The following is a 26,446-nucleotide window of genomic DNA, read 5'->3' as shown; positions in this document are numbered from 1 at the left end:
GCAACCGGCAGGACCGCCCGAACCGGAAGACCGGACCCCGAAGAGCACCTGTGGAGGAGGACTGACGAGCCGGTCAGGCGCTTCTCCGCCCGAGGAGAGCCTGAGGCATCAGGACGACCTGCTCCTGGCTCACTCCGCGCTGATCGAGCCCGCAGCCCGCGCAGCGGGCGTATCGAGATCCACCAGCGTCAGGAGGCGAGGGCAGAAGCAGGATCTGCTGAAGAAGGTGGGTCTCGATACGCCGCCTCCGGCGGCTACTCGACCAGCGAGCTGGCGGCCCCCTCCACGGAGGCGAGCTCCCGCTTGCGGCCCCGAGGTGAGCTCCTGCTTGCAGGCCCCCTCCCTCGCTGATCGAGCCCGCAGCCCGCGCAGCGAGCGTATCGAGCGTATCGAGATCCACCAGCGCCAGGAGGCGAGGGCAGAAGCAGGATCTGCTGAAGGACGTGGGTCTCGATACGCCGCCTCCGGCGGCTACTCGACCAGCACGGGGAGGCCGGCGGGCGCCGACATCGCGCTCGGGTGAGCGCGCGCAGCGCCCCGCCGTCGGATACGCCCCCCTTAACACCGCGGCTCGTAGCATCGGTCGCATGCGTGTGCTGGTGGTCGAGGACGAGCCCCTGATGGCGGAGGCGATCCGCGACGGGCTCCGGCTCGAGGCGATCGCCGCGGATCTGGCGGGCGACGGCGACACCGCCCTCGAGCTGCTGAGCATCAACTCCTACGACATCGCGGTGCTCGATCGCGACATCCCCGGTCCGTCGGGCGACGACGTGGCCAGGGCGATCGTCGCCTCGGGCAGCGGCATCCCGATCCTGATGCTGACGGCGGCCGACCGACTCGACGACAAGGCGTCGGGCTTCGAGCTCGGCGCCGACGACTACCTGACGAAGCCGTTCGAGCTGCGCGAGCTCGTGCTGCGCCTCCGTGCGCTCGACCGCCGGCGCGCCCACAGCCGACCGCCGACGCTCGAGATCGCGGGGCTGCGCCTCGACCCGTTCCGCGGCGAGGTGCATCGCGACGGCCGCTGCGTTGCCCTCACGCGCAAGCAGTTCGCCGTGCTCGAGGTCCTGATGGGAGCCGCGGGCGGGACGATCAGCGCCGAGGAGCTGCTCGAGCGGGCCTGGGACGAGAACGCCGATCCGTTCACGAACGCGGTCCGGATCACGATCTCCTCCCTCCGTAAGCGCCTCGGCGAGCCCTGGCTGATCGGCACGGTGCCGGGAGTCGGCTACCGCATCGAGCGCGATCGGGACGGCGCGGATGCCTAGGCCGCCGGGGATGAGCGTGCGGGTGCGGCTGACCTTCAGCTACGCCGGCTTCCTCCTGCTCGCCGTAGGCCTGCTGCTCACCGTGGTCTGGCTGTTCCTGCTGCGCTACATCCCGGCGGAGGCGGTGGTCGCCGACTCCGGTCCCGGCCTCTTCAGTCCGGGGCGCGACGACCTCGTGCGCGCCTTCGCGCCGGCTGCCGTCGCAGCGCTCGGGTTCCTGCTCGTCCTGGGTCTGGTCGGCGGCTGGTTCCTCGCCGGGCGCATGCTCGCTCCGCTGCACCGCATCACCGGCGCCACCCGGGTCGCCGCGACCGGCGACCTCTCGCACCGCATCGCCCTCCCCGGGCGGCAGGACGAGTTCCGCCAGCTCGCCGACAGCTTCGACGCCATGCTCGAGCGCCTCGAGGCGCACGACGCCGAGCAGAGGAGGTTCGCGGCGAACGCCTCGCACGAACTGCGCACGCCGCTCGCGATCACGCAGACGCTCCTCGACGTCGCCCGCAGCGACCCGGAGCGTGACGTCGACGCGCTGGTCGCCCGCCTCCGCACCGTCAATTCCCGCGCGATCGACCTCGTCGAGGCGCTGCTGCTGCTCAGCCGTGCCGACCAGCGCTCGTTCGCCCGCGAGGGAGCCGACCTGTCGCTCCTCGCGGACGAGGCGGTCGAGACACTGCTCCCCCTGGCCGAGCGGAGCGGCGTCGCCCTCGAGGTCGCCGGCGGCGTCGCCCCCACCACCGGCTCGCCGTCGCTGCTCCTGCAGCTGACCGTCAACCTGCTGCACAACGCGATCGTCCACAACCTGGCCGACGGCGGGACGGTGCGCATCAGCACGGCCGTCGACGGGAGCTCCGCCGTCCTCGTCGTCGAGAACACCGGCGCTCGGCTCGACCCGGTCTCGCTCTCGACGCTGACGGAGCCGTTCCAGCGCGGGACCGCCCGCATCCGCGCCGACCACTCGGGCGTCGGCCTGGGTCTGGCCATCGCCCAGAGCATCGTCGCCGCGCATGACGGGCTGCTCACCCTGACCCCGCGCCCGGCGGGCGGCCTCCGCGTGTCGGTGCGCCTCCCGGCCGGCTGACCGATCCGGCGTCAGGGCGCGCTCGGGTCGCCCGCCACCGTCAGGCTCCGGGCGAGGTCGTGCTCACTTGCTGTCGAGGCGGCCGATCGGGTCCGTGCCGCTGCGGAAGGCGGTGCGTGCGGCGGCCCAGCTGTCGGGGTCGACGCCGAGGGCGGTGCGGAGGAAGGCGGTGCTCAGTCGCTGGATGACGGCGACGCGCTCGGGGCTCTCGTCGGTGGTCTCGGCGACCTCGTGGCCGACGATGCCGCCGAGAGAGTGCTCGGCTCCGTGCAGCGTCAGGAGGTCGGTGGCTCCGGGGCTGTGCGTGTACGCGTCGGTGAACCAGTCGGGTCCGCGGCGGGACATCCGCGACTGGTCGCGGTCACCGGCGACGACGAGGGTCGGCGTGGTCAGCTCGTCGAACGAGGGGCGCATGAAGGGGAAGCTCGCCTGCGCGAACGGAGCGAGGTCGTCGCCGGCGAGACCGGTCGCGGCGAGGAGGACGCCGGCGGTGACGCGGCTGTCGGACATGTCCCCTCCGATCTGCCCGGCGTCGTCGAGGATGCGCGCGCCGAGCAGCGACTGCGCGGTCTGACCGCCCCAGGAGTGCCCGGCCACGGCGACGCGGCTGCGGTCGATCCGGCCGGCGAGGCCCGGGACGGCGGCCTCGACGGTGTCGAGCTGGTCGAGGATGCGGGTGAGGTCGGCGATCCGCTCGGTCCAGATGCTCGGGAACACCGGGTGGTCGAAGCCGAAGCCGTTCCGCCGCGAGTCCAGGTGCGTGGGCTGGATCACGACGAAGCCGCGGGAGGCCCAGAACGCCGTGAGGGGCGCGTAGCCGTCGAGGTTCCAGCCGTTGCCGTGCGAGAAGAGGACGACGGGCAGGCCGGTGCCGGTCACCGGCGCCGAGATCCGCACCTCGAGCGGCACCGGCCGATCCGGCGCGGCGAGGGCGACAGGGGCGACCGAGACGACCGGAGCCCCCGTCCCGAGGACGCGGTCGAGGGTCGATGAGGTCATGGTGGGTCCTTCCCGGGAGGCGCGCTCTGGCAGGATGGTTATCGGAGCGTCGCTCCGCAAACGTTACGGATCATTGTTCCGTAAAGCAAGGCCCGCTGAGGAGGAGCCGTGACCGGAGAATCGCCCGACGCGCCGCCCCGACCCGTCGGACGGCCGCGCCGGAGTCAGGAGTCCCTGCTCGCCGCGGCGGCGCAGGTGTTCGTCGAGTCGGGAGTCGACGCCCCGGTCCGCGACATCGCCGCGAGGGCGGGCGTTGGCGTCGGCACCGTCTACCGCCACTTCCCGACGCGGCCGGAGCTGGTCGTCGCCGTGTACCGGCACCAGGTCGAGGCCTGCGCAGAAGCGGGGCCGCGCCTCCTCGCAGAGAGTTCGACGGCGGAGGAGGCGCTGCGCGCGTGGGTGGCGATGTTCGTCGACTTCCTCGTGACCAAGCACGGGCTCGCCGGCGCCCTGCAGGGTGACAGCGCGGGATCGGACGCGCTGCACCGCTACTTCGTCGACCGGCTGGTCCCCGTCTTCGGCTCGCTGCTCGATGCGGCACGCGCCGGCATCGGACACGATCCGGCCCTCGACGGGTACGCCCTGCTGCGGGGCGTGGGGAATCTCTGCATCGGCGCGGCCGGCGACCCCGGCTACGACGCCGGCGCCCTGGTGCAGACCCTGATCTCGGGTGCCCTCGCTCCGCGGCACTGACACACGGGCGACGGCCCGAGCACGGGCGCGGAGTGCTGCCCGGACAGAGTCCACGCTGCGGAGCCCGACCCGCGCCGACCTGAAGCAGCACCTCGCCCGCTGCGCCTGACGGCCGCGGGCCTGCGTCGTCGTGGATCGAACTCGATCCACGCGATTCGGCCGCGGCTCACGGGAAACGTCTGCAGAGGTAAGGCTGGTGAGCCCGAATGCGCGGAGTCTCGGGACTTCGCATCTCTCAGCCTCAGTTGTGCGGCTCGACCGATCGAGCGGCAGGCTCGGCGCTGCCGATTCCCCGGACGGACCGCCGAGCCGGCATCACTCCGACGGGACCGCGCAGGTCTCCTCCGCCGCGGTCTGGCCGGGAGCGGACAGCGGCTCCGGCGCGGGCGTGCCGGCCGCCGGTTCCTCCGCGACCGGCGCCTCCGTCGCGACGGGCACCTCCTCGGCGGCCGACTCGAGGGTGACCGGCTCGTCGCTGAGGACGCGGGCCATGAGCTCGGCGCCCAGCACGGTGTCGGGAACCACCTTCCCCGGGTAGTCCGGGTCGTCGAGCGCCGGGTACTGCACGAAGACCATCTGCGAGAGGTCGACGTCCTTGAGCGCGAGGGCCAGCGAGATCATCGTCGCGGGGCTCGTCATCGTGGTGGAGAGGTGCGCGTTCGAGGACGCCGCCTGGGCGAGGCCGTACATCGCGGGGAAGTTCGAGAGGGTGTCGGCCGAGCGGACGGTGCGCATCAGCGACGCGAGGTACTGCTGCTGCGAGGAGATGCGGCTGAGGTCGCTGCCGTCGCCGACGCCGTGCCGGGTGCGGAGGAAGGCGAGCGCCGTCGCGCCCGAGACGGTGCTCGTGCCCGCGGGCAGGTCGAGCCCGGAGTCGGTGTCGAGAATCGGCCCGGCGAGGCAGATCGGCACGCCTCCGACGGCGTTGCTCATCTCGATGACTCCGTTGAACGAGACCCAGCCGGCGTAGGGGACGGTGAGACCCGTGAACTGCTGCACGGTGTCGTTCACGCAGGCCAGTCCGCCGTACTGGAACGCGGAGTTGAGCGGGACGCCGCTCTCGGCCTCCGTGACCGTGCCCGTCTCCGGGTCGGTGCACTCCGGCCTGTCCAGGATGAGGTCGCGGGGGAAGCTGATCACCGTCGCGCTGCGGTGGTCGGCCGAGACGTGCAGCAGGATGTTGACGTCGTTGAGCGTGTCGTCGCGCTCCCCGAACTGGTCGCCCTGGGTCGCATCGTTGTCGGTCCCGACCACGAGGACGTTGAAGCCGCCCTCGATGGCGCCGAGCTGCGGCGCCTCGGGCTCCTCGGCGGGCGCGACGCCCAGATCGACCGCGTTGTCGGTCACGTTGCGGCTGATGCTCGCCGTCGCGATCGCGACGAGGGAGGATCCGCTCACCGCGACGACTCCGAGGCACGCCGCCACGCCGAGCAGCAGCGTGCGGGCACCGGAGCGGGGTCGGAGACGCCCGTGCCGGACACCGCGTTCCTTCGTGGTCATCGTCTCCCCCTGTCGGCCTCGCCCCTCGTCAGGGACGTCGAGGCCGCCCGCCAGTGTACGGAAGGCCCGGAGGCGTTCGACCCGTCACGGAACACCCGTGTCATCGAGCAGCACGGTGCCTCTGCGACGGATCGAAGGGGGCGGCGACGCCGAGGCACGCCGCCGGGAGGAGGAGAATCGAGCGATGGACACCGGGCTCGTCGAGATTCTGAAAGCGCTGGGCAACCCGACGCGACTGCAGATCATGGAGTGGCTGCGTTCCCCCGAGACCTCCTTCGACGACTACGAGCCGATCGCCGACCGCGCCGAGTTCGGCGTCTGCGTCACCCACCTGGCCGCGAAGTCCGGCCTCGCGCAGTCGACCATCTCGACCTACATGGGGACCCTCGAGCGCGCCGGCCTCGTGAGGTCGACCCGCGTGGGCAAGTGGACGCACTACCGCCGGAACGGCACCGAGGTCGACGATCTGATGAAGCGCCTGCAGTCCTCGATCTAGCTACATATCGCGAATCGTCGATATGTTGGAGTCATGACCGACTCACTGACGACCGCTCCGGTGCGCCGCGCCCTGATCGTCCACGCCCACCCGGAGCCCCGTTCCTTCTCCACCGCCCAGGCCGACGCCGTCACCGAGCACCTGCGCGCCGACGGTCTCGAGGTCGAGCGCCTCGACCTGTACTCCGACGACTGGGATCCGGTCCTGCATCGCGACCAGTTCGCGCGCGACGCCGACTACTTCAAGCCGCAGGCCGAGCAGATGACCGCGGTGACCGCCGGGACGCTCGGGCACCCGGTGCAGGCCCACCTCGATCGACTGATGCGGGCGGATCTGCTGGTGCTCTCGTTCCCGCTGTGGTGGTTCTCGATGCCGGCGATCATGAAGGGCTGGATCGACCGGGTCTTCGTGATGGGCGCGACGTTCGGCGGCGAGCACGGGATCTTCGCCGAGGGCGGGATGCGCGGCAGGAAGGCCGTCCTGCTCCTCACCACCGGAGGAGGAGGGCCGGAGTTCGCGCCGGACGCCGCCGACGGCTACGGCGACATGCGGTCGTTCCTGTTCCACATCCACCGCGGGATGCTCGAGTTCGTCGGCTACGAGGTCCTGCCACCGGTCATCACGCACAGCCCCGCCCGCCTCTCCGCCGAGGAGCGGACGCTCGCTCTCCGCGACGCGCGGGAGGGCGTCTCCGCCGCCCTCGGCCAGCGGGCTTCTCGGTCCGCGAGTCCGGCGGCCGACTCCGCCGGCTGAGACCGAGCGCTCGACGCGCAGCAGGCCGCGGTCTCGCAGCGCCGGCGCGATCGGACGGCGCAGCACACCCGATTCGATCCGCGGGACACGATCGGCCGGACACCTCGCGGCACGACGATCGCTACTCTCGCCTGCATGGAGAAGGACTGGATCGAGCACCGACGCTCCGACGACGGCGAGCGACTCGGCTGGATGGCGCCCGCGCTCGACGGCTTCGTCGTGATCGACCTGCTCGGGCGACGACGCACCGGGGTCGTCGAGTGGATGGTCGCCGAGGAGACCCTCGACGGGATCGGGCTGAGCTACCTCGCCGACCCGCACGAGCTGCGTCTGGACGACGGATCGTGGCTGCGGGTCCGCATCGCCGAGGTCTCTCCCGACGCCGTCCGCGTGACGAAGGACGACTGGGGCGACACCAGGGCGACGGAGCTGCACTTCTCGGTGCCGTTCCCGATCACCGAGGAGCAGCTGCGGCCCGTTCACCCCTAGGGGCTCGCGACCCCGGGCGCGGACTCCCCCTGGCGGCCGACGCCCCGCCCGTGGCGCCGCGATAGCGTCGAGGGATGACCGCGATCACGCCGACCGCCTCGTCCCAGTGCCGCACAGGACGCACCCGATGAGCCCGCGCACCGATGAGCCGCCGCTCTCGCTCCCCTACTACGGCGCACCGGCCACCGCCGCCGTCCGCCGCTTCTTCGCCAAGTACGCCACCTTCCGCGGGCGTGCGAGCCGCGCGGAGTACTGGTGGATGGTCCTCGCGGGCACGATCCTCACCGTGCTGCTCCGGCTGCTCGACGGATCGCAGTCCGGCTTCGAGCTGGTGCTGGCGCCGTTCCGCAACGCCGCCGCCTACGAGACCGGCTGGGTCGCCGTCCTCGCCGGCATCATCAGCCTGGCCACCCTGATCCCGTCGCTCGCGCTGATCTGGCGGCGGCTGCACGATGTGAACCGCAGCGGGCTCTGGATCCTCGCGGTGTTCATCCCGATCGCCGGAGTCGTCTTCCTGGTCATCCTCTTCCTGCTGCCGCCCCTGCCGGCGGGCCGCCGCTTCGACTGACCCCGAGCTGCCGGATCCGCACCCGGTCGAGACGGAGAGGGGAGCGCGGGCGCCACTGGACGCATGGAACCGGTTCACCGCTCGCCACCCGAGGTCCGCCTCCGAGCGGCCACCGCCGGAGGCGCGCTGCGCCAGCTCTCCGCCTCGGTGCGCGCCGTCCGCCTCGTCCGCCTCGGCCGGCACGGGCTCGCCCGGGAGATCGCGGAGCCGCTGCTGCGCGTCGACGGATCGCGGCCCCGCATCCTCGTGCTCGCCCTGCTCGCGACGGCCCTGGCGACGGACGCCCGCGATCGGCGCACCGCCCTCCTCGAGGAAGCGGTGGGCGTCGCCCACGCCAGCAGGTCCTACTCCGCGTTCACCACGCTCCCCGACGACCTCCGCGCTGAGGCAGCCGCGCACCTGCGGAGGCAGCGCGTCATGCCCCTCGCCGCCGGGTTCGCCACCTTCAGCGGTCGAGAGCGGATCGTCGTCGAGCACGCCGTCGCCGGCGGGAGCGTGCCCGAGATCGCCGCCACCCTCGGCGTCAGCCCCCACACCGTGAAGAGCCAGCTGCGCAGCACCTACCGCAAGCTCGGCGTCTCGACCCGCGCCGAGCTCGTCCGGCTGCACCGCCGCCTCCGGCCCGAGTGACGCCGCGTCGCGAGCCGCGGACGACGCGGAGGCGCGTCCCCGCGGGGGCGCGCCTCCGCTGTCGGCGCTGCGGGATCAGCCGTGCACGTAGTACCCCGTCGCGTTCTGGGCATCGTTGTCGCCCGCGTTGCTCTCGGTCGGCGTGACCGGGGCGCCGGCGCAGAGGATCTCGGTCGCCCGGGCGACCTGGTACGGACGGGCCTCGATGTAGTCCGCCCGCGGGGTGGAAGACGTGGTGTAGCTCGTCCGGAAGGTCGCGGTCTGCCCCGGCGCGAGCGAGAAGCCGCTGAAGACGTAGGTGAACACCCAGCGCAGCCCGCCCTGCTGGTACACCGGGATCGTCGTCGTCGGGCCGATGACGGTCCCGTCCGAGAGGATCAGGGCACCACCGGTCGCCGCGGTCGAGTCGTGGGCGTTCATCTCGAGGCTGGTCGCCGCCTGGATGCGGGTGATCGTCGTGTCACCGGTGTTCTGCAGGTACAGGTCGCTGAACAGCGGGGAGCCGGCGTCGAAGACGAGCCAGTCGTTGTGCTGTCCGCTCGAGTTCGCCCCGTTCGCGCCGTCGTTGAAGCCGTTGCCGGAGGCGTGGAGGTTCGTGTTCTGGTCGGCGCACGTCGGGGTGTTCGACGCCGCGGCCATCGGTGCGGCGACAGCGACGGCGACGACCGGGACCGACCACGCGGCGCCCTTCACCAGAGTCCGACGGCCGACGCCGTTCTCGTTCGGGATCGACCAGCCTTCGGAGATCGGGATGTCGCGTGTCGTCGGGTTCTTCGTCATGGGATTCCTTCGATAGTCGGGAGCGTGAACGCGACCGATCCTCGCTCTCGGCACCGTTCTCGAAGGGGGAATCCGCGTGTTCTGTCGGCTTTCCGTGCAGGCGATGTCGGCTTTCCGTGCGGATGCGGATCAGTGCGGACATGGTTGAGTGCTCGGAGCCGATCCGAGTACGAGGAACAATGCTGCGCAGCCCCCTGGTGACCCTGGAGCAGAGAGTCGTCCTCACTGATTCCGAGGCAGTCTCCTGGCTCGGCGACCGCGGATTCGCTCTGGTGGAGTAGAATGCCGACATCCGGCTCTTCGCTGACGCCTATCGCGCTCCGGATATGGCTCTCGCCCGCCTTTCACGCGGTCCGAGCGAGACGGTGCACGGCGGTTCATCCTCTTCTGCGATATCGTTCACGGCAGTGACGGACGGCCTTCTCGAACTGCTTCTCCCGCCCGGAGGAACGGCTCTCGGTCGAGGGCAGGCAGTGATAGCACTGACCTCGCAGACATTCAGGACGAAGAGCACGGAACAGGTCGCGACCATCGAAGTCGAGCTCGGTGAGGCCTTCACTGAGAGGTTCACTCCGACTCTTCTGCAGGGGCCGGTGACCATCGAGTCGAACAGGGTGGGAATTCGAGCGATATCGGTCTTCGTGAACGAGATCCTGACAGGAGTCGGATCTCTCGAGACACCTCTCAGCGGCGGTTACCGCCGCGCTCTCGAATCTCTCGTCACTGATCTCCTCGAGGAGTCCGGACGAGATGTGATGCCGGATATCGGCGCTGCGGATCGACGTCTCCTCCTGCGCGCGCGGAGGCTGATCCAGGCGGGATTCGCGGACCCCCGCTTCTCCGTCGCACGCCTCGCCGACGAACTGTCCGTGAGCGAGAGGCAGCTCCAGCGCGCCTTCTCGACCGTCGATTCCACGCCGCACCGGATGCTGCGGCTGACTCGGGCGCGGGCCGCCGCAGAACTGCTGGCGGCGGCCCCGGGAGCGACCCGCGCCGACTGGGATCGGGTGGCGCGCCGGGTCGGGCTCCCGGGAGCGCGCGCGCTCAAGGACCACTTCCGCGATCTGGGGATGACCGCTCCTGATCGCCGAGCATCATCGTGACGGTGCGATCAGGTCGGGCGACAGATCCGGGCTCCTCCGCAGCGCGGGCGTCATCGACGGGCGCGACGCTCGCTCCCCCTGAAGCGGAGCCGACCGCACCGCACGGTGCCAGGATCTCCCGTCTCCTGCTCGAGGCGGGCCTCACCCTTCCGTGCGCAGCGCCGCCCGCATCGTGCCGACCGACCGGAACCCCGACAGGTGGGCCGCCTCCGCCGCCGTGAAGACGAGGCGGCTGCCGTTCACGCGGAGGTAGGAGCGAGCCAGGTCGGCGCGCGCGTCGCGGATCGCGTCGCGAGCCGTCGCCCCGTGCACGGCGAACACCACGCGGACGTACTGCTGCGACACGTTGAGCGCCTGCGCCAGGCCTGCGACCGAGAAGTCCGGGTCCGGTGCCTCGCGCGCGATCACCGCCAGGGCCTGCTCGTAGACGTCCTGCCGCCGCAGGGTCCTCGGGCCGTCGTGGCTCCCGGAGGCGTCGGTGAGGGTCGCGGCGGTGAGGTGACCGAGACCGAGGAGGAACGCGGCGTAGCCGGCGTCATCTGGCCGCATCGCGCTGTTGAGAGCCGTGTTGACGGTCGCGATGAGGACGCTCGCGAAGGCGCCGGCCGTGCCGTCGAGGACGACCCGGCGCTCGATCGCCTCCCGGGCCCGCGGGGGGAGCGCGAGGCCGGAGCTCTCGAGCTCGACGCGAGCGACGGGGTCGTCGCTCCTGAGGGTGAGGGCCGTCCCGGGTGCCGCGTAGGCGATCGCGCCGGGCCCGAGCATGCGCTTCGTCCCGTCGACGGTCACCGCCGACGTGCCCTCCAGCTGGAGCAGCACCAGCGCGGTGGGCCGATCCGTCGAGGTCATCCGGCCACCGGTGTGCCACACCCGGGCGAGCCGCGACTCCGGCGTCGAGAGGACGTCGGTCACCAGGTGGTACTGCCCCTGCTCGACCGCGAAGCCGGCGCCGTCGAACCACGAGTGCGCGGCCGCCCCCTGCAGCACGACACCCCGATGCGCACCGAGGATCCTCCGCGTGCCGGGGGCCGGCGGGGGTGGGTTCTGCCGCGATGTCGTCGTCACCCGGACACTCAAGCACCGGCCGCCCGCGGAGCCGGAGGTCGGGCGCGAACCGCTACGGATGTGGCCCGATCACCGCTACTCCTCTGCGGAGGGGCCGGACAGGTCGAGCCCGATCCGAGACTCTCTCACTCGTTCCCCTCCCGATGAGAGAAAGACGGACCACGCATGAGCAAGCCGAACGAGAACGACGCCACCAAGCTCGACTGGATCGCCCGAGACGGCGACGGCCGCGTCCAGCGCCGCACGATCGTGCAGGGAGCCGCCTGGACGATCCCGGTCGTGGCGGTCGCCGCGGCGACGCCCGCGGCAGCCGCTTCGAACCAGCCGACCCTCGCGTTCACGCAGCCCTCGTACTCCGGCACCGGCTGCGGAGTGATCTCCGGCGTCCAGGTCAAGCGCACCACCGACGGACAGACGCCCGCTTCCGGCGAACTGATCAGCGTCACCCTCAGCGACGGCTACACCTTCTCGGACGGGTCCACCACCTTCTCCGCCACTTCCGGCGCGGACGGCACCATCACCCTCCCCGACATCGAGGTCCCCGCCGGCGGCGGTGACAGCGCCTTCTCGGCGACCTCCGGAACGCTGGCGACCACGGCGCCGGTCAGCTCCACGGCGGCCCCCGCCAAGTCACTCCTCTACAACGTCAGCACTGGTGTCACGACCTCCGATGCGGTCAACGCCCGAGGCCTCGAACTCGTGTCGGTCGGCACGAACGACGCCTCGAACCGCGCGGTGCTCAGCAGCGACGGGCAGCTCCTGATCCCGGGCCAGAACACCCTGGTCGCCAGTGATGTGATCTCCTACTCGCCTTATGCGGGTTCGGACGGGGCCCCTTACATCACTTATGTGACCTCCGATGGCAAGGTTCACAACTACACCGTCTCATCGGGAGCCTCGACCACGGACACCGTGTCGGGCACTTTCGTCTCGGTCGAGGGGAACACCGGCTCCCACCGGGCCGCACTCACGGACACGGGAGCCCTCTACATCCCGGGAACGGGCACCAAGGTCGCCGATGACGTCATCTCCTACGCGCCCTACACCAACGGAGGCACGTCGTACATCACCTATGTCACTTCCAACGGCACAGTCCACTTCTACAACGTGTCGACGGGAGTCACGACGAACGACAACCTCCCGGGCCTCACCTTCGTGTCGGTGGAAGCCGACGAATCGAGCAGCCGAGCGGCCCTGACGAACAACGGAGCGCTCTACATCCCGGGAACGGGCACCAAGGTCGCCGACAACGTGACGTCCTACCAGCCCTACGCCGCCAACGGAGTCGCCTACGTCACCTACACGACGACGAGTGGCGACGTCTTCCTCTACAACACGAGCACCGGGACCACCACCTCCGACCCGGTCAACTCCCTGTCGGAGACCTTCGTCTCGGTCGATGCCGACAGGTCCTCGAGCCGCGCAGCCCTGACCGATTCAGGCAAGCTCTACATCCCCGGGCAGGGAACGCTCGTCGCCGAGAACGTCATCAGCTACTCGCCCTTCTCCAACGACGGAACCAGCTCGGCTGCGTACATCTCGTACATCGCTCGCGCCTGCTGAACGCCGCGAAGAGATCGTCAGCGTAATGGCATGACGGCTGCTCCGCACCGCCCATCACTGCCGCCGCCCCGTGCGGCGGAGCCGTGGAAGCTCTCATCGCGGTGCAGGGTCTCGACGATCACCGGGAGGCTCACCTGTACGGTGAGCCTCCCGGTGATCGTCACATCGAACTGACACACATGGACACTCCGTGATGCGGAGGGGAGATCGGCGAGACGGACCGTCGGTGCCGTCGCGGTATGCACGGATGGTGACGCCCCTGGTCACGTTGCAAGTCCTCACCTCGCTGCCGCCTTACGAAGCTCGCAGTGCCGCCACCATCTTCGCCGTCGTCGAGAAGCCCGCCAGCTCTGCGACCTCGTCGAGGTCGAGCTGCGCCGGTGACCGTCGACGGTCGAGCATCGCCCGAGCCGACGCTGCGCGCGCCGAGCGGATGGCCTGCGCGGGGGTCACCCCCGTCTCCGAGAACGCGAAGTACAGTCCGCTCGTCGAGACCGAGAGCTCGGTCGCCAGCGCGCGCGGCGAGAACGCGGAGTCGCGGTGGCGGGCGCGGATGATCACGTGGGCGCGCCGGAGGAGCCGCGTCGAGTTCGCCGACGCACCGCGGAGAGAGGGCGGTTCGAGTTCGGCGAGGATCGCGCTCACGCCGTTCTCGATCATCCCCGCGACCGAGGTCCAGGCGGCGCTCCCGGCGTCGACTCCGGCGCCGAACGTCGCGGTGGCGGTCGCCAGAAGGATGCGCGGGGCAGGCCTGCTGATCCTCGCGTGATCCGGAAGGGTGCGGGCTCCCTCGGGGGCTCGCACCCTTCGCCGTCCGTGGGCATCGATCCAGGCGCTCTCCTCCGTCGGCACCGACGACGATCAGGCGTTCGACCCCGGCTCGAACCGCTCGACGACGGTCACCTGCACTTGGAGCCCCACGGAGTACCGGGTGAAGGGGAAGTAGAGGCGTCCTTCGGCGTCGGTCATCTTGAAGGCGGCGATGCTCGTCCCCTGCACGTACTGCGCGATGCAGGGGATGACGACGTGGAGCTCGTGGCCCGGGTCGACGTCGGGCATCTCGAAGGAGCGCGGCGTCGTGATGAGTCCCGGACTGGCGGCGATGCCGACCCGGCTGAGCCGCCAGCCGCTCCAGCGCACCGACCCGGCGTTCCGGATCGTCCAGCTCTTCTCGAAGTGCTGGCCGGGAGCCATGATCGTCCCATCGGCGACGGTCTCCCCGACGAACTCGGACGCATCGTCCATCGACGCCTCCGGGGAGATGCCGCTCGGAGCCTCGAAGCGGTTCAGCTTCTCGCGCCGCCTCGCCGCGAGGACGGCGTCGTAGTGCGAGAGGAGGAGTCCGCCGCTGCGCAGCTGCTCCTCGAGGTGGTGGATGACCCGCTCCGACGGGCAGTCCCTGCCCTCCTCCGCGCCGGTGATCGTCCGCCTGTCCCTGCCGACGACTCGAGCGAGCTCCTCGACGCTGAGCCCCCGCGCCTCCCGCCATCGACGGAGTTCACGACCGAACTGCTGCATCGGCGTCTGCGCGGGACCGAGCGGATGACGCGGCCGGGGCATGGGACCTCCCGAGGGGCTTCTCCCCCACAACGTATCGCCCGCCGTATCAAGGGACCAGCGGTGCATCCGGGGCCTCCGGACCGCGTTCACTCGACACAGAGGACATCACGATGAAGACCATGGACAGGAAGATCTCGCAGCGGCTGGCGTCTCTTGGTGCAGCACTCGCACTCGTCGGCGGAGTCTCGATCGCGGCGGCCGCACCGGCCCAGGCGGCGGACTACAACGTCAGCATCGCGCAGTACTGCGCGCAGAACGTGGCCAGCGGCACCGGCTCTCCGAGCCTCGCGACGAACATCAACAACCGCTGGGACGGCTGGCGGTGCGGCACGCGAGCCGGCCTGGTCGGCGTGAACGTCGCGCTGGCCTGCAAGCAGCAGGTCTCTCCCAGCGCCGTCGCGGTCGTCGTCAACCAGAGCGCGAGCGGCTGGCGCTGCCGCGTCTGATCGCGCCGCGGTCGGGAGAGGGTGCGGGCTGCGACGGCGGTCCGCACCCTCTCGGCGTCTCGCCCGGAGCCCGCTCAGCGCGCGCAGCCCGGCGACGGCTCCGCGCCGTCGCCCGCCGCGAGCAGCACCATCGATCCCCGCCGCTCCGTCAGCCGGTAGCCCGCCTCCTGGGCCAGGCCGAGCACGTCCCTCGACGTCCAGCCCTCGTCCGTCGATGACGGCACCGGCTGCGACAGGTCGAGGAGGTAGTAGTCGGGCACGGGTCCGTCGATGCTCGGGATGGTCACCCGGTTCGTGCGGGTCAGGTGCGAGGCCATCCGGTCGTCCGAGATCACGCAGGTCGACGGCGGGACGAGGCGCAGGATCGCGGCCTGATCGCGCATGTGCGCGTCCCAGCGGAAGGCGTCTCCCGTCACCATCCGCGACAGTGGGAACATCCCCGCGGTGAGCGGTGCGAGAGCCGTCGACCCGAGGAGGGGGACCGCGGCGAGCAGCACGAGAGCGAGCGCCGGGACCCTCCTCCCCGCTGCCGGCCGTCGCGCGAGGAGCCTGCGGAGACGGGCGAGACCGTCGACGGCGGCGAAGCAGAGGATCACCCAGACCGGCGCGTTGTAGTGGAAGTCGGCCGACCACAGCGCCGGACGATCGGCGAGGAAGCGCTCGAGGAGGATCGGCAGCGCCAGGAGCGAGATCGGCGACAGCAGCGGCAGGAGCAGCAGTGGCGCGAGGAGCGCGAGCAGGGTCTGCGTCTTGACCAGGGGTGTGAAGAAGGTCGTCAGCGTCAGACCGGGATCGGCGACCACCGTCGCGATCGACGACGCCATGTCGGTGCCGAAGACGGAGTAGTCCCAGTAGCCGTAGTCCCTGCCGGCGATGGCCGGGATGACGACCTTGACGATCAGGACGAAGGCCACGAGCCCTCCGGCGGCGATCAGCGCGCCGCGTGCAGGGCGGCGGCGCCGGACGGCGTAGAGGACTCCGACGCAGGCGACCAGCGCTCCCATGTCCTCGCGCACCAGGAGGAGCAGCGCCAGCGCGACGAGCAGCTCGCGATCGCGGCGGCGGTCGAGCGCGTCGATCGCCCAGGCCAGCAGCGGGACGGCGAAGGCCACTTCGTGGAAGTCGAAGTCGACCAGCTTCTGGATCGGCCAGCCGAACGCCAGCGCCGAGGACGCGGCGATCGCAGCGAGCCTCCCGAACCGCCGTCGCGAGAAGCGCCAGACGGGTACGACGGCAGCGGCCACGAGCACGGCCTGGGCGAGGAGCAGGGTGCGGGGATCGTCCCAGAGCCAGTAGAGCGGGGCGAGGACGACGAGGATCGGGTGGAAGTGATCGCCCAGGAGGTTCGCGTCGATGCCCTTGAGCGCCGACGTGGGCGCCTCGAACCGCGAGTAGGCGCGCACCGCCTGGTCGAAGATGCCGAGGTCGTAGCCCGCGGTGAGGAACTGCCGGTAGCGGCTGAGGGCGTAGACCGCGTACAGAGCGCCCACGGCGGCGACCAGCCAGAGGTGGGGCGAGGACAGCGGACGCGGCAGCCGGGTCGCGGTGCGACGCACGACGGCCGAGGTTCGAGAGACGAAGGACATGAGGACGAGACCTCATAGCCCCGCCCGGGTGACGGCGGTGGCGCGAAATCACTTCGCTGTCGCACGCCCTGCCGGTGCCAGGGGAGGATCGTCGCGCCGTGGCACGCGGATCGCAAGGTCAGCTCGCGCGACATCCGATTCGAGTCCGACCCGCGGTGCAGAATCGTGTTTATTCTGTTCGGATCCGGCGGTCGGCACCCTCCCCTCCGTCGAATCCGCCGCCGGGCGGGACTCGACCGGACTCCGCCGCCGGAGGTGGCGGCCCCCCTCAGAGCGCCCCCTCGAGCTCCGCCTCCCCGCGCCACAGGTGCACCGGCTCCCACCCGAGCCCCGCGCGCGCCTGGTCGATCGACACGACGGTCTCGAACCCCTCCAGCGCCCGCGTCAGCGGCACCTCCGGGAACGCCCCCGCGACGAGCTCGGCGGACGGGATCGTCGACCCCGTGTCCGATGCCGCGATGTCGTACACCGCGAAGCCCGGGCTCCCGGCCTCCAGCGCCCGCGCGATCGCGCTCGCGCCGTCGCGGGCGTCGATGTAGCTCCACAGCAGGTCGCGCCGGTACGCCGGGTCGCCGGCGCGCTCGACGAAGCGGCGGTACTCGCCCGCCCGCGTGACGTTGGTGAAGCGCAGCGCGGTGATCGAGCACTCCGCGTCCCAGCGGACGAGCTGCTTCGCCATCGCCTCCTCGAGGATCTTCACGAGGCCGTAGGTGTTGTTGGCGCGGTCGCCCCCCTCCTCCGTCAGCGGCAGCGACGCCGGCGGCTCGAGGAAGGGGAAGCCCATCGCCGTGATGCTCGAGGCGTAGACGATCCGCTGCACCCCGGCCCGCAGCGCCGCGTGGAACACGTTGAACGAGACCGTCATGTTCGAGTGGAACGTGGTCGCATCCGGGACCAGGCCGTTGACCGGGATCGCGGCGAGGTGGACGATCGCGTCGACTCCGCTGTGCCGCGCGGTGACGCCCAGCACGGCGTCGAGGGCCTGGCCGTAGTCGGTGAAGTCGACGCGGGTGAAGGGCACCGAGACCGAGGGCGGCACCCGGTCGAGGCCGATCACGTCGTGGCCGTCGGCGAGCAGCCGCTCGAGGGTCGCGGTGCCGAGCGTGCCGGAGCAGCCGGTGACGGCGATGCGCATGGGGATCCTGTCAGGAGGAGGAGGGGTGCGGACCGGGTCAGCGTAGAGGGAAGTCGGCGGGCAGAGGGAGGGCTGGGACCTCGTGACCGGCCGCGTCCGCCTCGTCGGCGTGCAGGTGCCCGGTGCGACCGCCGGCGGGCAGGCCGGTCTCGGTGAAGAAGCCGCGGATGGGCTCGTAGACGGCGACGATGTCGTGCACGTCGCCCGCCTGCGTGAGGACGATGTCGCCGGCCTGCACGTAGCGCTCGGCGCCGTCGACGAGGATCCGGCCCTTGCCCTCGGCGAAGAACCAGACCTCGTGGTCGTCGTGGTGGTGCCGGTCGAACCGGCCGCCCTCGAGCGGCACGGCGAAGCGGCCGATCGTGCCGATCGCGCACCAGTCCGGGCGATCGCCGGGATGGAGCCACGAGCCGGGCTCGTAGACCGGCATCAGGCCTGCGACCAGCGCGGGGCGGTGCCGGGCTCGAGGATGCGCGCGCCGGGCAGGGTGTCGAGTCCGGTCTCGGCGCCGCCCGGCGTGTAGACGACGAGGAGGCGCAGCGGACGCCACGTCGTGTTGTAGGTCGAGTGCACGGTGTCGCGGGGGATGTGCAGGGCGTCGCCCTCGCGGATCGGGAAGGCCGGGCCGTCGCCGACCGTCTGCTCGCCCTCGCCCGAGATCACGTAGATGACCTCCTCCTCGCCGGGGTGCGCGTGCGGGTCGTGGCCCTGCCCGGGATAGATGATCACCTCGCCGGTGGTCAGGCCGACGGGCCCGTCGAGGTGCGGGGTGACGAGCCACTTGATGGTGCCCCAGTCGAAGACCCGGGTGGGCACCTCGTCGGGGCGGCGGCCGGCCTGGGCGGAGGTGGGAGGGGGAGTAGTGGACACGGTGGTCTCCTCAGTCGATCGGGATGGCGGTGAAGTCGATGAGCTGCTGGCGGATCGCCCGCTCGGTGGGCAGCCGCTCGACCGAGGAGGCGCCGAAGAAGCCGGCGACCCCGTGGGTGTGCTGCAGGATGTACGCGGCGTCGGCGGGCTCGGCGATCGGTCCGCCGTGGCAGAGCACGATCACGTCGGGATTCACGGCGACCGCAGCGTCGCGCATCTCCTGCACCCGCGCGGCCGACTCCTCGAGCGTGAGCGCGGTCTGCGCGCCGATGGTGCCGCTGGTGGTCAGGCCCATGTGCGGCACGATCACGTCGGCTCCCGCCTCCGTCATGGCCACCGTCGTCTCGACGTCGAACACGTACGGCGCGGTGAGCAGGTCGCGCTCGGCGGCGAGGCGGATCATGTCGACCTCGAGGTCGAAGCCCATCCCCGTCTCCTCGAGGTTCTGCCGGAACACTCCGTCGAAGAGCCCGACCGTCGGGAAGTTCTGCACCCCGGCGAAGCCGAGCCGCGCGAGCTCGTCGAGGAACACCTCCATCCGCCGGAACGGGTCGGTGCCGTTCACGCCGGCGAGCACGGGAGTGTCGCGGACGATCGGGAGCACCTCGCGGCTCATCTCGACGACGATCTGGTTGGCGTCGCCGTAGGCCAGCAGGCCCGAGAGCGAGCCGCGGCCGGCCATCCGGTAGCGGCCGGAGTTGTAGATGATGAGCAGGTCGGCGCCCCCGGCCTCGGCGGCCTTCGCCGAGAGGCCGGTGCCGGCTCCGGCCCCGATGACGGGGCGGCGCGCGTCGATCGTGGCGCGGAGGCGGGCGAGTGCGGTCGTGCGGTCCATCTCAGATCCTCCCGGGTCGCGGCGCGCCCAGGAGCGCGTCGAGGGCGTCGGCGGCGGCGCGGGCGAACTCGGGGTCGTTGATGGCGAGCGGCGAGTCGATCACCTGCACGTGCGACCCCGCGACTCCCGCGAGGGCCGCCTCGAGGAGAGCGGCGAGGGCCTCGGAGTCGGCGAACACTCCGCCGGGGACGTCGATCGCCGAGACTCCCCCGCGCGGCACGGCGAGGACCGTCGGCCCGGTCGCCGCCACGAGCTTCCGCGCGATCAGGGCGCCGAGCTCGGCGCTCTCGGCGGCGGTGGTGCGCATCAGCGTCACCGTGGGGTTGTGCACGAGGAGGAGGCGCTCGCGGAAGCGCTCGGGCACGCTCTCGCGCGGTCCGAAGTTGACCATGTCGAGGGCGCCGAGGCTGACGACCTGAGGGAGGCCCGCGCGCCCGGCGGCCTCGAGCCGCTCGGGCCCGGCGGTCAGCACTCCGCCGACGAGCTCGTCGGCGAGCTCGGTGGTGGTCAGGTCGAGGACGCCGGCGAGGTGCCCCGAGCGGGCGAGGGCCTCGACGGCGCGGCCGCCCGACCCTGTCGCGTGGAAGACGAGCACCTCGTAGCCGAGCTCGTCGAGGCGGGCGCGGGCGACGTCGACCGCGGGGGTCGTCACTCCGAACATCGTCGCCGCGATCAGCGGCCGCCCGCTCTCGTGGGCCGGCGCCTCGCGGCGAGCGGCGAAGGAGGCGGCCATCCCCGCGATCGCGCCCGCGGCGTTGTCGAGGATCTCGCGCGAGAGGCTGTTGATGCCGGCGATGTCGACGACGCTGTAGGTCATGGTCACGTCGCTCGCGCCGACGTAGGGCGAGACGTCGCCGGAGGCCATCGTCGAGACGAGCAGCTTCGGCAGCCCGAGGGGCAGGTCGCGGATCGCGCGGGCGGCGATGGAGGTGCCTCCGCTGCCGGCCAGGGCCAGGACGCCGTCGAGTCGCCCCTCGCGCTGCAGCCCGTCGAGCACCACGGCGGCGCCCTCGCCCATCGCGGTCATCGCGGTACCGCGGTCGCCTCCGGTGCGGAGCGCATCGAGGTCGGCGCCCGCCGCGCGGGCCGTCTCGGCAGCCGTGACGTCGGCGGTCGGTCCGCGGTGGGCGCCGATGCCGACGTCGACGAGGACGACGTCGACGCCGAGCGTCGTGAGCCGCTCCGCCATCCAGGCGTACTCGTCGCCCTTGGTGTCGAGAGTGCCCACCAGGGCCACTCGAGGTGATCGCGCCATCGTCGCTCTCCTGGGTCCGAGGCCGGAGCATCGTCCGGTCCACATCCTTGTGGTGCACCGGGCTCTCGCTCGGGCCCTGCCATCCTGTCCCGCATTTTGAAACGTGTCAACAGCCGTTCGTGCGGCTATAGTGGCGCTCACTTGAAACGTGTCAGAGTCGAGACGCCGAGTCGGCGGAGCGACCTGTCGCGACCTCCGTCGGCGCTCGGGAGCATCCCACGCCGCCCCAGCAGGAATGAGGCGCTCCGGTGGCCATCCCCTCCTCCCCCCGGATCGAGCACCACCGCGCGGCCCTCGGCATCGGCGAGCGCCGGCCGCGTCTGTCGTGGACGAGCCGCGCGGGCGACGACTGGCGGCAGGAGTCGTACGAGGTCGAGCGGAGGGACGCGGACGGCTCCGTCGAGCGCCGGCGCGTCGCCTCGTCCGACTCGGTGCTCGTGCCCTGGCCGTTCACTCCCCTGACGAGCCGGGAGCGCGTCGCCGTGCGGGTGCGGGTCTTCGGGCGCGGCGAGGACGACGCCCCCTGGAGCCGGCCCACTCCCGTCGAGGCGGGCCTGCTCGAGCCCGAGGACTGGGTCGCCGCGCCGGTCGGCGCCTCCTGGCCGGAGGATCCCGAGAGCGACCGCCGGCCCCCGCTGGTGCGCCGCGTCTTCACCGTCGACGGCGAGGTCGCCTCCGCCCGCCTCTACGCCAGCGCCCACGGGATGTACGAGCTCGAGCTCAACGGGGCGCGCGTCGGCGACGACACGCTGTCACCCGGATGGACGGCCTACGAGAGCCGCCTGCGCTACTACACCTACGACGTGACCGAGGCCCTCGTCGCGGGCGAGAACGCGATCGGATCGTGGCTCGGCGACGGCTGGTACCGCGGTCGCCTCGGCTGGCGCGGCGGATTCCGCAACCTCTACGGCACCGACCTGTCGCTGATCGCGCAGCTCGAGATCGTCTACGCCGACGGACGACGCGAGGTCGTCGCCACGGACGGCTCGTGGCGCGCCTCCCCCGGCCCGATCCTCGTCGCGGGCAACTACGACGGCGAGGTGCACGACGCCCGCGAGGAGCGCGACGGGTGGTCCTCGCCCGGCTTCGACGACTCCGCCTGGAGCCCGGTCGCCCTCGCCGAGCGCGACCCGGCGACCCTCGTCGCGCCGCAGGGCCCGCCGGTGCGCTGCACGCAGGAGGTGCGCCCCGTCGCGGTGCTCAGCACGCCGAGCGGACGCTCCGTGCTCGACCTCGGGCAGAACCTCGTGGGCCGGATGCGGATCCGCGTGAGCGGCCCGCGCGGTGCGACGGTGACCCTCCGCACCGCCGAGATCATGCAGGACGGCGAGCTGTACACCCGGCCGCTGCGCGACGCGCGCTCGACCGACGTCTACACGCTCGCGGGGCGCGAATCGGAGGAGTGGGAGCCGCGGTTCACCTTCCACGGGTTCCGCTTCGTCGAGGTCGACGGCTGGCCGGGCGACCTCGAGGCCGCCGTCGCGGCGGGCGACGTCGTGGCGCGAGTCCTGCACACCGACTTCGAGCGCACGGGCTGGTTCACCTGCTCCGATCCGCTCGTCGAGCGACTGCACGAGAACGTGCTGTGGAGCATGCGCGGCAACATGGTCGACATCCCGACCGACTGCCCCCAGCGCGACGAGCGGGTGGGCTGGACGGGCGACATCCAGGTCTTCGCGCCGACCGCCTCCTTCCTCTTCGACGTCTCGGGGATGCTCTCGTCGTGGCTGCGCGACGTGGCCGCCGAGCAGCTGCCCGACGGCACGGTGCCCTGGTACGTGCCGGTGATCCCCGCCCACCAGATGTGGACGCCCCTGCGACCCGGAGCGGCGTGGGGCGACGCGGCGGTGCTCGTCCCGTGGACCCTCTACGAGCGCTTCGGCGACACCGGAGTGCTCGCGGCCCAGTACGACAGCGCGAAGGCGTGGGTCGAGCTCGTCGAGCGGCTCGCCGGGCCGTCGCGGCTCTGGGACGAGGGGTTCCAGCTGGGCGACTGGCTCGACCCCGACGCTCCGCCGCAGGACCCGGCCGACGCGAAGACCGACCGCCACCTCGTCGCGACCGCGTACTTCGCCCACTCCGCCCGCCGACTGGGGCAGACGGCCCGCGTGCTCGGCCACGAGGCGGATGCCGCACGGTTCCTCGCCCTCGCCGCCGAGGTGCGCGACGCCTTCGTCGCCCGCTACGTCGGCGACGACGCCCGGATGACGAGCGACGCCCAGACCGCCTACGCCCTCGCCCTCGAGTTCGAGCTGATCCCCGAGTCGCTGCGTCCGGCCGCCGGCGCTCGCCTCGCCGAGCTGGTGGCCGCGGCGGGCAACCGCATCGCGACCGGCTTCGTCGGCACTCCGATCGTCTCGGACGCCCTCACCGGCACGGGCTGGACGGAGCGCGCCTACGCGCTGCTGCTCGAGCGCGAGTGCCCGTCGTGGCTCTACCCCGTGACGCAGGGTGCGACGACGATCTGGGAGCGCTGGGACAGCCAGCTCCCCGACGGCACCGTGAACCCCGGCACGATGACCTCGTTCAACCACTACGCGCTCGGCGCCGTGGCCGACTGGCTGCACCGCGTGGTCGCCGGGCTCTCGCCCGCCGAGCCGGGGTACCGCTCGATCCTGTTCCGGCCCCGGCCGGGCGGCGGCCTGACCTCGGCGAGCGCCGCGCACCTCACTCCCTACGGTCGGGCATCGATCGCGTGGACCCTGGCGGGCGACGAGCTGAGCGTCGAGGTCGAGGTGCCGGTGGGCGCCTCCGCGGTGCTCGACCTCGAGGGGGCGGAGGCGCGGCCGCTCGGCCCGGGGCGCCACCGCGTCGTCGCGGCACTGCGGGAGCCGGCAGGGCTGGAGCGCTGAGCGCCTCCGGGAGCACCTCCGGCTCGTCGAACCACCTCCGGCTCGCAGAATCGCGTTCGGCTCGCGCAATCGCGCCGATCTCGCGAGCCGAACCGGATTCCGCGAGCCGGAGATGCCCGCCGGCACCCCCACCTCCGGCCCGGGTGCCGCCGTCCGTCGTGTCCGCGCCTCCCCGTAGGCTCTGATCATGAGTGTCGACGCCGCCCGGACCCCCGCCCGGCCGGCACTGTCGGCCCCGCTCCGCCGTCGCCGGGCCGCGATCTACGCCTTCATGCTCACGATCGGCATCGGCCTCGCGTCGTTCATCGTGCGCACCCCGGCGGTCCGCGACCTCGTGCAGGCCAGCACCGCCGAGATGGGTCTGATCCTCTTCGGCATCTCGGTCGGCTCGATGACGGGCATCCTCTGCTCGGCGGCCCTGGTGCGCCGGTTCGGGGCGCGTCGGCCCATCGTGATCGGAGGCGCCTCCTTCGTCACCGGCCTCGCCCTCCTCGCCTCCATGGCCGGCCTCGGTCAAGGCGTGGGAGTGTTCGTCGGGCTGGTCGGCGTCGGCGCGGGCTTCGGCCTGGCCGAGATCGCGATCAACATCGAGGGAGCCGCGATCGAGCAGGCGTCCGGCCGGTCGATCCTGCCCGTCCTGCACGGCTGCTACAGCCTCGGCTCGGTGATCGGCGCGCTCGCCGGCATCGCCATGACGGCCATCGCGTTCCCCGTCTGGATCCACCTGCTCGTCGTCTCCGCCCTCGCCCTGGCCGCGATGGTCTGGGCCGTGCCGAAGATCCCGGCGACGACGGGGCGGCAGGAGTCGGGCGGCGCCGGCTCCCCCGGGCTCCTCGCCCAGCTGGCGGTCTGGAAGCAGCGGCGCATCGTGTTCCTCGGCCTGATCGTCCTCGCGCTCGCGCTGGCCGAGGGCTCCGCCGGCGACTGGCTGCCGCTGATCATGGTCGACGGCCACGGCGCCAGCGCGACCATCGGCTCGCTGGTCTTCGCCGGCTTCGCGCTCGCCATGACCATCGGCCGCTTCTCGGGCGAGCCCCTGCTCGCGCGCTTCGGCAAGCCGGCGGTGCTGTGCGTCAGCGCCCTCGTCTCGGCGGTCGGGATCGCGCTCGTCGTCTTCTCGGACAGCGTCGTCGTCGCCGGGCTCGCGGTGCTGCTCTGGGGACTCGGAGCGGCCCTCGGCTTCCCGGTCACCCTGTCGGCCGCGGGCGAGAGCGACGACCCCACCACCACGGTCGGCGCGGTCGCCGCCGCGGGCTACGTCGCGTTCCTCGTCGGGCCGCCGCTGCTCGGCTTCCTCGGCGAGCACTACGGCCTGCGCGGCGCGATGATCGTCGTCCTCGTGGTGGTCGCCGGCGCCTCCCTGCTGACCTCCGCCGCCAAGGCCCCGCAGGCCGTCGCCCGCTGACCTGCGCCACCCGCCCGCCCCTCGAGGGAACCCCGAACCGTCGAGGGAGCCCGCTCTCCGGGGCGGTCTCGACGGTCCGGGGTTCCCTCGACCGAAACGCGCCACCCGTCGCATCGCGCCACGCGCCGTTCTCTCCCCGCGAACTATCAACCCTCTCTCAGCCAGGGTGGAGCGCATCGTAGGTTTGCCACCGCAAGCAGAGAGGGGCCACCGCGGCGCCTCACGGAAACACCGTCCATCTGCCCCTACCGATGGAGAACACCATGACGACCACCAACTCCCAGACCACCCCCACCCGCCTCGTCGCGACCGAGACCAAGGCCTCGCTCAAGACCACCGAGTTCTGGGCCTTCCTCCTCATCTCGATCGCGATCCTCGTCGCCGCTGCCGTCACCGACAACGGTGACGACGGACAGGGCTTCGGCGCCGACAACGCCTGGATGTACGTGTCCTTCGTGACCGTCGGCTACCTCGTCAGCCGCGGTCTCGCGAAGTCGGGCACCCGTGGCATCGAGCGCGACGACCACTGAGTCGACTCGCACGACCCCGGAGCCGCCCGCCCCTCACCGGGGTCGGGCGGCTTCGTCGTCCCAGGACGCCGCGACGCCGGGGGGACTGCACGCCCAACCCACTCTCGTCAAGTACGCGTAGATCTCTCAGGAAGCACTCGTTCATCGGCCAGACACGCGTAGGTTCGAGGTCACCATCCGCGCGATCCCTTCGTGCGGCCGGCATCCTCCGCGGTGCACCCGACGGCGGGGGACCCCCTGGGACGACTCATCTACGACTCGACGCTCGAGGCCGACTTCGACGACCGCCTGCTGGCGCATCTGCAGGTCGTGATCGGCGCGAAGCTCGGCCGCAACGAGGCCTTCTACTTCTCGTGGAGGGACTCCACCGCGAGCGGGAGCGGCCGGACCTCGCTCTGGCTGCACCCCGCGATCCCGCTCCGCTTCAAGTTCCACGGGAGCCGCGCGCCGACGATCAACGCGGAGTGGGTGCGGCGCCTCCTCCAGGACTCGTACACCGCGTCCGGCCTCCGGATCAGCGAGGAGCCCTCCCGCACCGCGGCCCTGTGAGCCCGTAGCGGCGCGTCCGCCGGACCGGAACCCCCTCGTGCTCCCCCGGGAGCAGAACGGAAGCTGACTGCATGAAACGTCTCCGATACGCCGGCGGCAGCATCCTCATCGGGGACGCCGTCTCCCATGCCCTGCTCGCCTACGCCCGCGATCTCGCCCTCGCCCAGGCCTCCGACACCGTGATGCTCGCCGGACTCACCGAGGACGGCGCCGACGACGAGGCCGAGATGCTGGTCGGCCCGTCGAGCCAGCTCTTCGCCGACAGCGCCGAGGGCCCGGAGTCGCTGCCCGGCGACGCGGCTACCGTCGCCGAGATGGAGTCGCGCCGGAGCAAGCTGCTGTCGCACCCCGTCCGCCTCGAGGACCAGCAGGTCGCCGAGGACAGCGAGTGGTACGCGGAGTGGCCGACGGACGGCTCGTCGCGCCCCGCCTGACCGG

28 protein-coding genes are annotated in these 26,446 nt (G+C 71.8%); 16 read left to right on the top strand and 12 right to left on the bottom strand.

The window, feature by feature from the left end; all coding sequences use genetic code 11:
• Window positions 1-587: 587 nt before the first annotated feature.
• Together GRS92_RS11320 and GRS92_RS11315 are read left to right on the top strand one after the other, a co-directional pair.
• Window positions 588-1,268 carry a response regulator transcription factor gene (locus GRS92_RS11320; RefSeq protein WP_159856298.1) on the top strand — a complete coding sequence of 227 codons (681 nt, stop codon included), beginning with the start codon at window positions 588-590 and terminating at the stop codon, window positions 1,266-1,268.
• 10 nt (window positions 1,269-1,278) lie between these two features.
• Entirely contained in the window at window positions 1,279-2,346 is a 1,068-nt protein-coding gene (locus GRS92_RS11315; protein WP_327437441.1) for a sensor histidine kinase, read from the top strand.
• 63 nt (window positions 2,347-2,409) lie between these two features.
• On the opposite strand, the gene GRS92_RS11310 is transcribed toward GRS92_RS11315, so the two are convergent.
• Entirely contained in the window at window positions 2,410-3,345 is a 936-nt protein-coding gene (locus tag GRS92_RS11310; protein WP_159856294.1) for an alpha/beta hydrolase family protein, read from the bottom strand.
• A gap of 108 nt (window positions 3,346-3,453) precedes the next feature.
• Here GRS92_RS11310 and GRS92_RS11305 point away from each other — a divergent pair, with 108 nt between their 5' ends.
• Entirely contained in the window at window positions 3,454-4,038 is a 585-nt protein-coding gene (locus tag GRS92_RS11305; protein WP_159856292.1) for a TetR/AcrR family transcriptional regulator, read from the top strand.
• Between the two features lie 315 nt (window positions 4,039-4,353).
• Here GRS92_RS11305 and GRS92_RS11300 read toward each other — a convergent pair whose 3' ends face one another.
• A complete protein-coding gene (locus GRS92_RS11300; RefSeq protein WP_159856290.1) occupies window positions 4,354-5,538 on the bottom strand; it encodes an LCP family protein in 1,185 nt (394 codons plus the stop codon).
• Window positions 5,539-5,722: 184 nt separating this feature from the next.
• Between GRS92_RS11300 and GRS92_RS11295 the strand changes: the two genes are divergently transcribed.
• The 5 genes from GRS92_RS11295 to GRS92_RS11275 all read left to right on the top strand — a co-directional run bounded on the left by GRS92_RS11295 (window position 5,723) and on the right by GRS92_RS11275 (window position 8,474).
• Window positions 5,723-6,034: an ArsR/SmtB family transcription factor gene (locus GRS92_RS11295; protein WP_159856288.1), complete on the top strand. Its 312-nt coding sequence runs from the start codon at window positions 5,723-5,725 to the stop codon at window positions 6,032-6,034.
• Window positions 6,035-6,067: 33 nt separating this feature from the next.
• Window positions 6,068-6,787, top strand: coding sequence for an NAD(P)H-dependent oxidoreductase (locus tag GRS92_RS11290; protein WP_159856286.1), 720 nt, complete (start codon window positions 6,068-6,070; stop codon window positions 6,785-6,787).
• Between the two features lie 135 nt (window positions 6,788-6,922).
• Window positions 6,923-7,276, top strand: coding sequence for a hypothetical protein (locus GRS92_RS11285; protein WP_159856284.1), 354 nt, complete (start codon window positions 6,923-6,925; stop codon window positions 7,274-7,276).
• Window positions 7,277-7,403: 127 nt separating this feature from the next.
• Complete coding sequence (locus tag GRS92_RS11280) at window positions 7,404-7,844, top strand: DUF805 domain-containing protein (protein WP_159856282.1); 441 nt, start codon at window positions 7,404-7,406, stop codon at window positions 7,842-7,844.
• Window positions 7,845-7,907: 63 nt separating this feature from the next.
• Window positions 7,908-8,474, top strand: coding sequence for a helix-turn-helix domain-containing protein (locus GRS92_RS11275; protein ID WP_159856280.1), 567 nt, complete (start codon window positions 7,908-7,910; stop codon window positions 8,472-8,474).
• 75 nt (window positions 8,475-8,549) lie between these two features.
• Here GRS92_RS11275 and GRS92_RS11270 read toward each other — a convergent pair whose 3' ends face one another.
• Window positions 8,550-9,254, bottom strand: a complete 705-nt coding sequence (locus GRS92_RS11270; RefSeq protein ID WP_159856278.1) for a hypothetical protein — start codon at window positions 9,252-9,254, stop codon at window positions 8,550-8,552.
• Between the two features lie 407 nt (window positions 9,255-9,661).
• Here GRS92_RS11270 and GRS92_RS11265 point away from each other — a divergent pair, with 407 nt between their 5' ends.
• Entirely contained in the window at window positions 9,662-10,357 is a 696-nt protein-coding gene (locus tag GRS92_RS11265; protein ID WP_159856276.1) for a helix-turn-helix domain-containing protein, read from the top strand.
• A 141-nt stretch (window positions 10,358-10,498) separates the two neighbouring features.
• Here GRS92_RS11265 and GRS92_RS11260 read toward each other — a convergent pair whose 3' ends face one another.
• Entirely contained in the window at window positions 10,499-11,422 is a 924-nt protein-coding gene (locus GRS92_RS11260; RefSeq protein WP_159856274.1) for a hypothetical protein, read from the bottom strand.
• A 165-nt stretch (window positions 11,423-11,587) separates the two neighbouring features.
• On the opposite strand from GRS92_RS11260, the gene GRS92_RS11255 reads away from it, so the two are divergent.
• Window positions 11,588-12,985, top strand: a complete 1,398-nt coding sequence (locus GRS92_RS11255; protein WP_159856272.1) for a hypothetical protein — start codon at window positions 11,588-11,590, stop codon at window positions 12,983-12,985.
• Window positions 12,986-13,279: 294 nt separating this feature from the next.
• Here the strand turns inward: GRS92_RS11255 and GRS92_RS11250 are convergent, their stop codons facing one another.
• Window positions 13,280-13,789, bottom strand: a complete 510-nt coding sequence (locus GRS92_RS11250; protein WP_159856270.1) for a helix-turn-helix domain-containing protein — start codon at window positions 13,787-13,789, stop codon at window positions 13,280-13,282.
• 57 nt (window positions 13,790-13,846) lie between these two features.
• Entirely contained in the window at window positions 13,847-14,545 is a 699-nt protein-coding gene (locus tag GRS92_RS11245; protein WP_159856268.1) for an NBR1-Ig-like domain-containing protein, read from the bottom strand.
• A gap of 110 nt (window positions 14,546-14,655) precedes the next feature.
• Here GRS92_RS11245 and GRS92_RS11240 point away from each other — a divergent pair, with 110 nt between their 5' ends.
• Window positions 14,656-14,991 carry a hypothetical protein gene (locus tag GRS92_RS11240; protein WP_204162386.1) on the top strand — a complete coding sequence of 112 codons (336 nt, stop codon included), beginning with the start codon at window positions 14,656-14,658 and terminating at the stop codon, window positions 14,989-14,991.
• 74 nt (window positions 14,992-15,065) lie between these two features.
• Here GRS92_RS11240 and GRS92_RS11235 read toward each other — a convergent pair whose 3' ends face one another.
• The 6 genes from GRS92_RS11235 to GRS92_RS11210 all read right to left on the bottom strand — a co-directional run bounded on the left by GRS92_RS11235 (window position 15,066) and on the right by GRS92_RS11210 (window position 20,672).
• Window positions 15,066-16,577 (bottom strand): DUF2079 domain-containing protein, encoded by a 1,512-nt coding sequence (locus tag GRS92_RS11235; RefSeq protein WP_159856266.1) that lies wholly within the window; start codon window positions 16,575-16,577, stop codon window positions 15,066-15,068.
• Window positions 16,578-16,845: 268 nt separating this feature from the next.
• Window positions 16,846-17,712 carry an NAD-dependent epimerase/dehydratase family protein gene (locus tag GRS92_RS11230; protein WP_159856264.1) on the bottom strand — a complete coding sequence of 289 codons (867 nt, stop codon included), beginning with the start codon at window positions 17,710-17,712 and terminating at the stop codon, window positions 16,846-16,848.
• 37 nt (window positions 17,713-17,749) lie between these two features.
• Window positions 17,750-18,142 carry a cupin domain-containing protein gene (locus GRS92_RS11225; protein WP_159856262.1) on the bottom strand — a complete coding sequence of 131 codons (393 nt, stop codon included), beginning with the start codon at window positions 18,140-18,142 and terminating at the stop codon, window positions 17,750-17,752.
• Entirely contained in the window at window positions 18,142-18,582 is a 441-nt protein-coding gene (locus GRS92_RS11220; RefSeq protein WP_159856260.1) for a cupin domain-containing protein, read from the bottom strand. The genes GRS92_RS11225 and GRS92_RS11220 overlap by 1 nt, the downstream gene beginning before the upstream one ends.
• 10 nt (window positions 18,583-18,592) lie before the next feature.
• Entirely contained in the window at window positions 18,593-19,417 is an 825-nt protein-coding gene (locus tag GRS92_RS11215) for a phosphoenolpyruvate hydrolase family protein (RefSeq protein WP_159856258.1), read from the bottom strand.
• Between the two features lies 1 nt (window position 19,418).
• Window positions 19,419-20,672 carry a Tm-1-like ATP-binding domain-containing protein gene (locus GRS92_RS11210; protein ID WP_159856256.1) on the bottom strand — a complete coding sequence of 418 codons (1,254 nt, stop codon included), beginning with the start codon at window positions 20,670-20,672 and terminating at the stop codon, window positions 19,419-19,421.
• Window positions 20,673-20,920: 248 nt separating this feature from the next.
• On the opposite strand from GRS92_RS11210, the gene GRS92_RS11205 reads away from it, so the two are divergent.
• The 5 genes from GRS92_RS11205 to GRS92_RS11185 all read left to right on the top strand — a co-directional run bounded on the left by GRS92_RS11205 (window position 20,921) and on the right by GRS92_RS11185 (window position 26,442).
• The gene (locus GRS92_RS11205) at window positions 20,921-23,524 is read left to right on the top strand and encodes an alpha-L-rhamnosidase (protein ID WP_159856254.1); all 2,604 of its coding nucleotides are present in this window, start codon (window positions 20,921-20,923) and stop codon (window positions 23,522-23,524) included.
• A gap of 187 nt (window positions 23,525-23,711) precedes the next feature.
• Window positions 23,712-24,929 carry an MFS transporter gene (locus tag GRS92_RS11200; RefSeq protein WP_159856252.1) on the top strand — a complete coding sequence of 406 codons (1,218 nt, stop codon included), beginning with the start codon at window positions 23,712-23,714 and terminating at the stop codon, window positions 24,927-24,929.
• Between the two features lie 263 nt (window positions 24,930-25,192).
• Window positions 25,193-25,459: a hypothetical protein gene (locus GRS92_RS11195; protein WP_159856250.1), complete on the top strand. Its 267-nt coding sequence runs from the start codon at window positions 25,193-25,195 to the stop codon at window positions 25,457-25,459.
• A 192-nt stretch (window positions 25,460-25,651) separates the two neighbouring features.
• Entirely contained in the window at window positions 25,652-26,008 is a 357-nt protein-coding gene (locus tag GRS92_RS11190) for a DUF7882 family protein (protein ID WP_327437440.1), read from the top strand.
• A 71-nt stretch (window positions 26,009-26,079) separates the two neighbouring features.
• The gene (locus GRS92_RS11185) at window positions 26,080-26,442 is read left to right on the top strand and encodes a hypothetical protein (protein WP_159856248.1); all 363 of its coding nucleotides are present in this window, start codon (window positions 26,080-26,082) and stop codon (window positions 26,440-26,442) included.
• Window positions 26,443-26,446: the final 4 nt, after the last annotated feature.

Origin of the sequence: Rathayibacter sp. VKM Ac-2754, from assembly GCF_009807095.1 — a bacterium.
Classification (GTDB): domain Bacteria; phylum Actinomycetota; class Actinomycetes; order Actinomycetales; family Microbacteriaceae; genus Rathayibacter.
This window is presented reverse-complemented; position numbering and strand designations above follow the sequence as displayed.

Coding starts and splice junctions, on each gene's coding strand:
- GRS92_RS11280 (WP_159856282.1), top strand. CDS start 7,404: ATGAGCCCGCGCACCGATGAGCCGCCGCTCTCGCTCCCCTACTACGGC.
- GRS92_RS11210 (WP_159856256.1), bottom strand. CDS start 20,672: ATGGCGCGATCACCTCGAGTGGCCCTGGTGGGCACTCTCGACACCAAG.
- GRS92_RS11285 (WP_159856284.1), top strand. CDS start 6,923: ATGGAGAAGGACTGGATCGAGCACCGACGCTCCGACGACGGCGAGCGA.
- GRS92_RS11255 (WP_159856272.1), top strand. CDS start 11,588: ATGAGCAAGCCGAACGAGAACGACGCCACCAAGCTCGACTGGATCGCC.
- GRS92_RS11300 (WP_159856290.1), bottom strand. CDS start 5,538: ATGACCACGAAGGAACGCGGTGTCCGGCACGGGCGTCTCCGACCCCGC.
- GRS92_RS11215 (WP_159856258.1), bottom strand. CDS start 19,417: ATGGACCGCACGACCGCACTCGCCCGCCTCCGCGCCACGATCGACGCG.
- GRS92_RS11200 (WP_159856252.1), top strand. CDS start 23,712: ATGAGTGTCGACGCCGCCCGGACCCCCGCCCGGCCGGCACTGTCGGCC.
- GRS92_RS11195 (WP_159856250.1), top strand. CDS start 25,193: ATGACGACCACCAACTCCCAGACCACCCCCACCCGCCTCGTCGCGACC.
- GRS92_RS11240 (WP_204162386.1), top strand. CDS start 14,656: ATGAAGACCATGGACAGGAAGATCTCGCAGCGGCTGGCGTCTCTTGGT.
- GRS92_RS11185 (WP_159856248.1), top strand. CDS start 26,080: ATGAAACGTCTCCGATACGCCGGCGGCAGCATCCTCATCGGGGACGCC.
- GRS92_RS11315 (WP_327437441.1), top strand. CDS start 1,279: ATGAGCGTGCGGGTGCGGCTGACCTTCAGCTACGCCGGCTTCCTCCTG.
- GRS92_RS11230 (WP_159856264.1), bottom strand. CDS start 17,712: ATGCGCATCGCCGTCACCGGCTGCTCCGGCACGCTCGGCACCGCGACC.
- GRS92_RS11310 (WP_159856294.1), bottom strand. CDS start 3,345: ATGACCTCATCGACCCTCGACCGCGTCCTCGGGACGGGGGCTCCGGTC.
- GRS92_RS11275 (WP_159856280.1), top strand. CDS start 7,908: ATGGAACCGGTTCACCGCTCGCCACCCGAGGTCCGCCTCCGAGCGGCC.
- GRS92_RS11320 (WP_159856298.1), top strand. CDS start 588: ATGCGTGTGCTGGTGGTCGAGGACGAGCCCCTGATGGCGGAGGCGATC.
- GRS92_RS11290 (WP_159856286.1), top strand. CDS start 6,068: ATGACCGACTCACTGACGACCGCTCCGGTGCGCCGCGCCCTGATCGTC.
- GRS92_RS11245 (WP_159856268.1), bottom strand. CDS start 14,545: ATGCCCCGGCCGCGTCATCCGCTCGGTCCCGCGCAGACGCCGATGCAG.
- GRS92_RS11225 (WP_159856262.1), bottom strand. CDS start 18,142: ATGCCGGTCTACGAGCCCGGCTCGTGGCTCCATCCCGGCGATCGCCCG.
- GRS92_RS11235 (WP_159856266.1), bottom strand. CDS start 16,577: ATGTCCTTCGTCTCTCGAACCTCGGCCGTCGTGCGTCGCACCGCGACC.
- GRS92_RS11270 (WP_159856278.1), bottom strand. CDS start 9,254: ATGACGAAGAACCCGACGACACGCGACATCCCGATCTCCGAAGGCTGG.
- GRS92_RS11295 (WP_159856288.1), top strand. CDS start 5,723: ATGGACACCGGGCTCGTCGAGATTCTGAAAGCGCTGGGCAACCCGACG.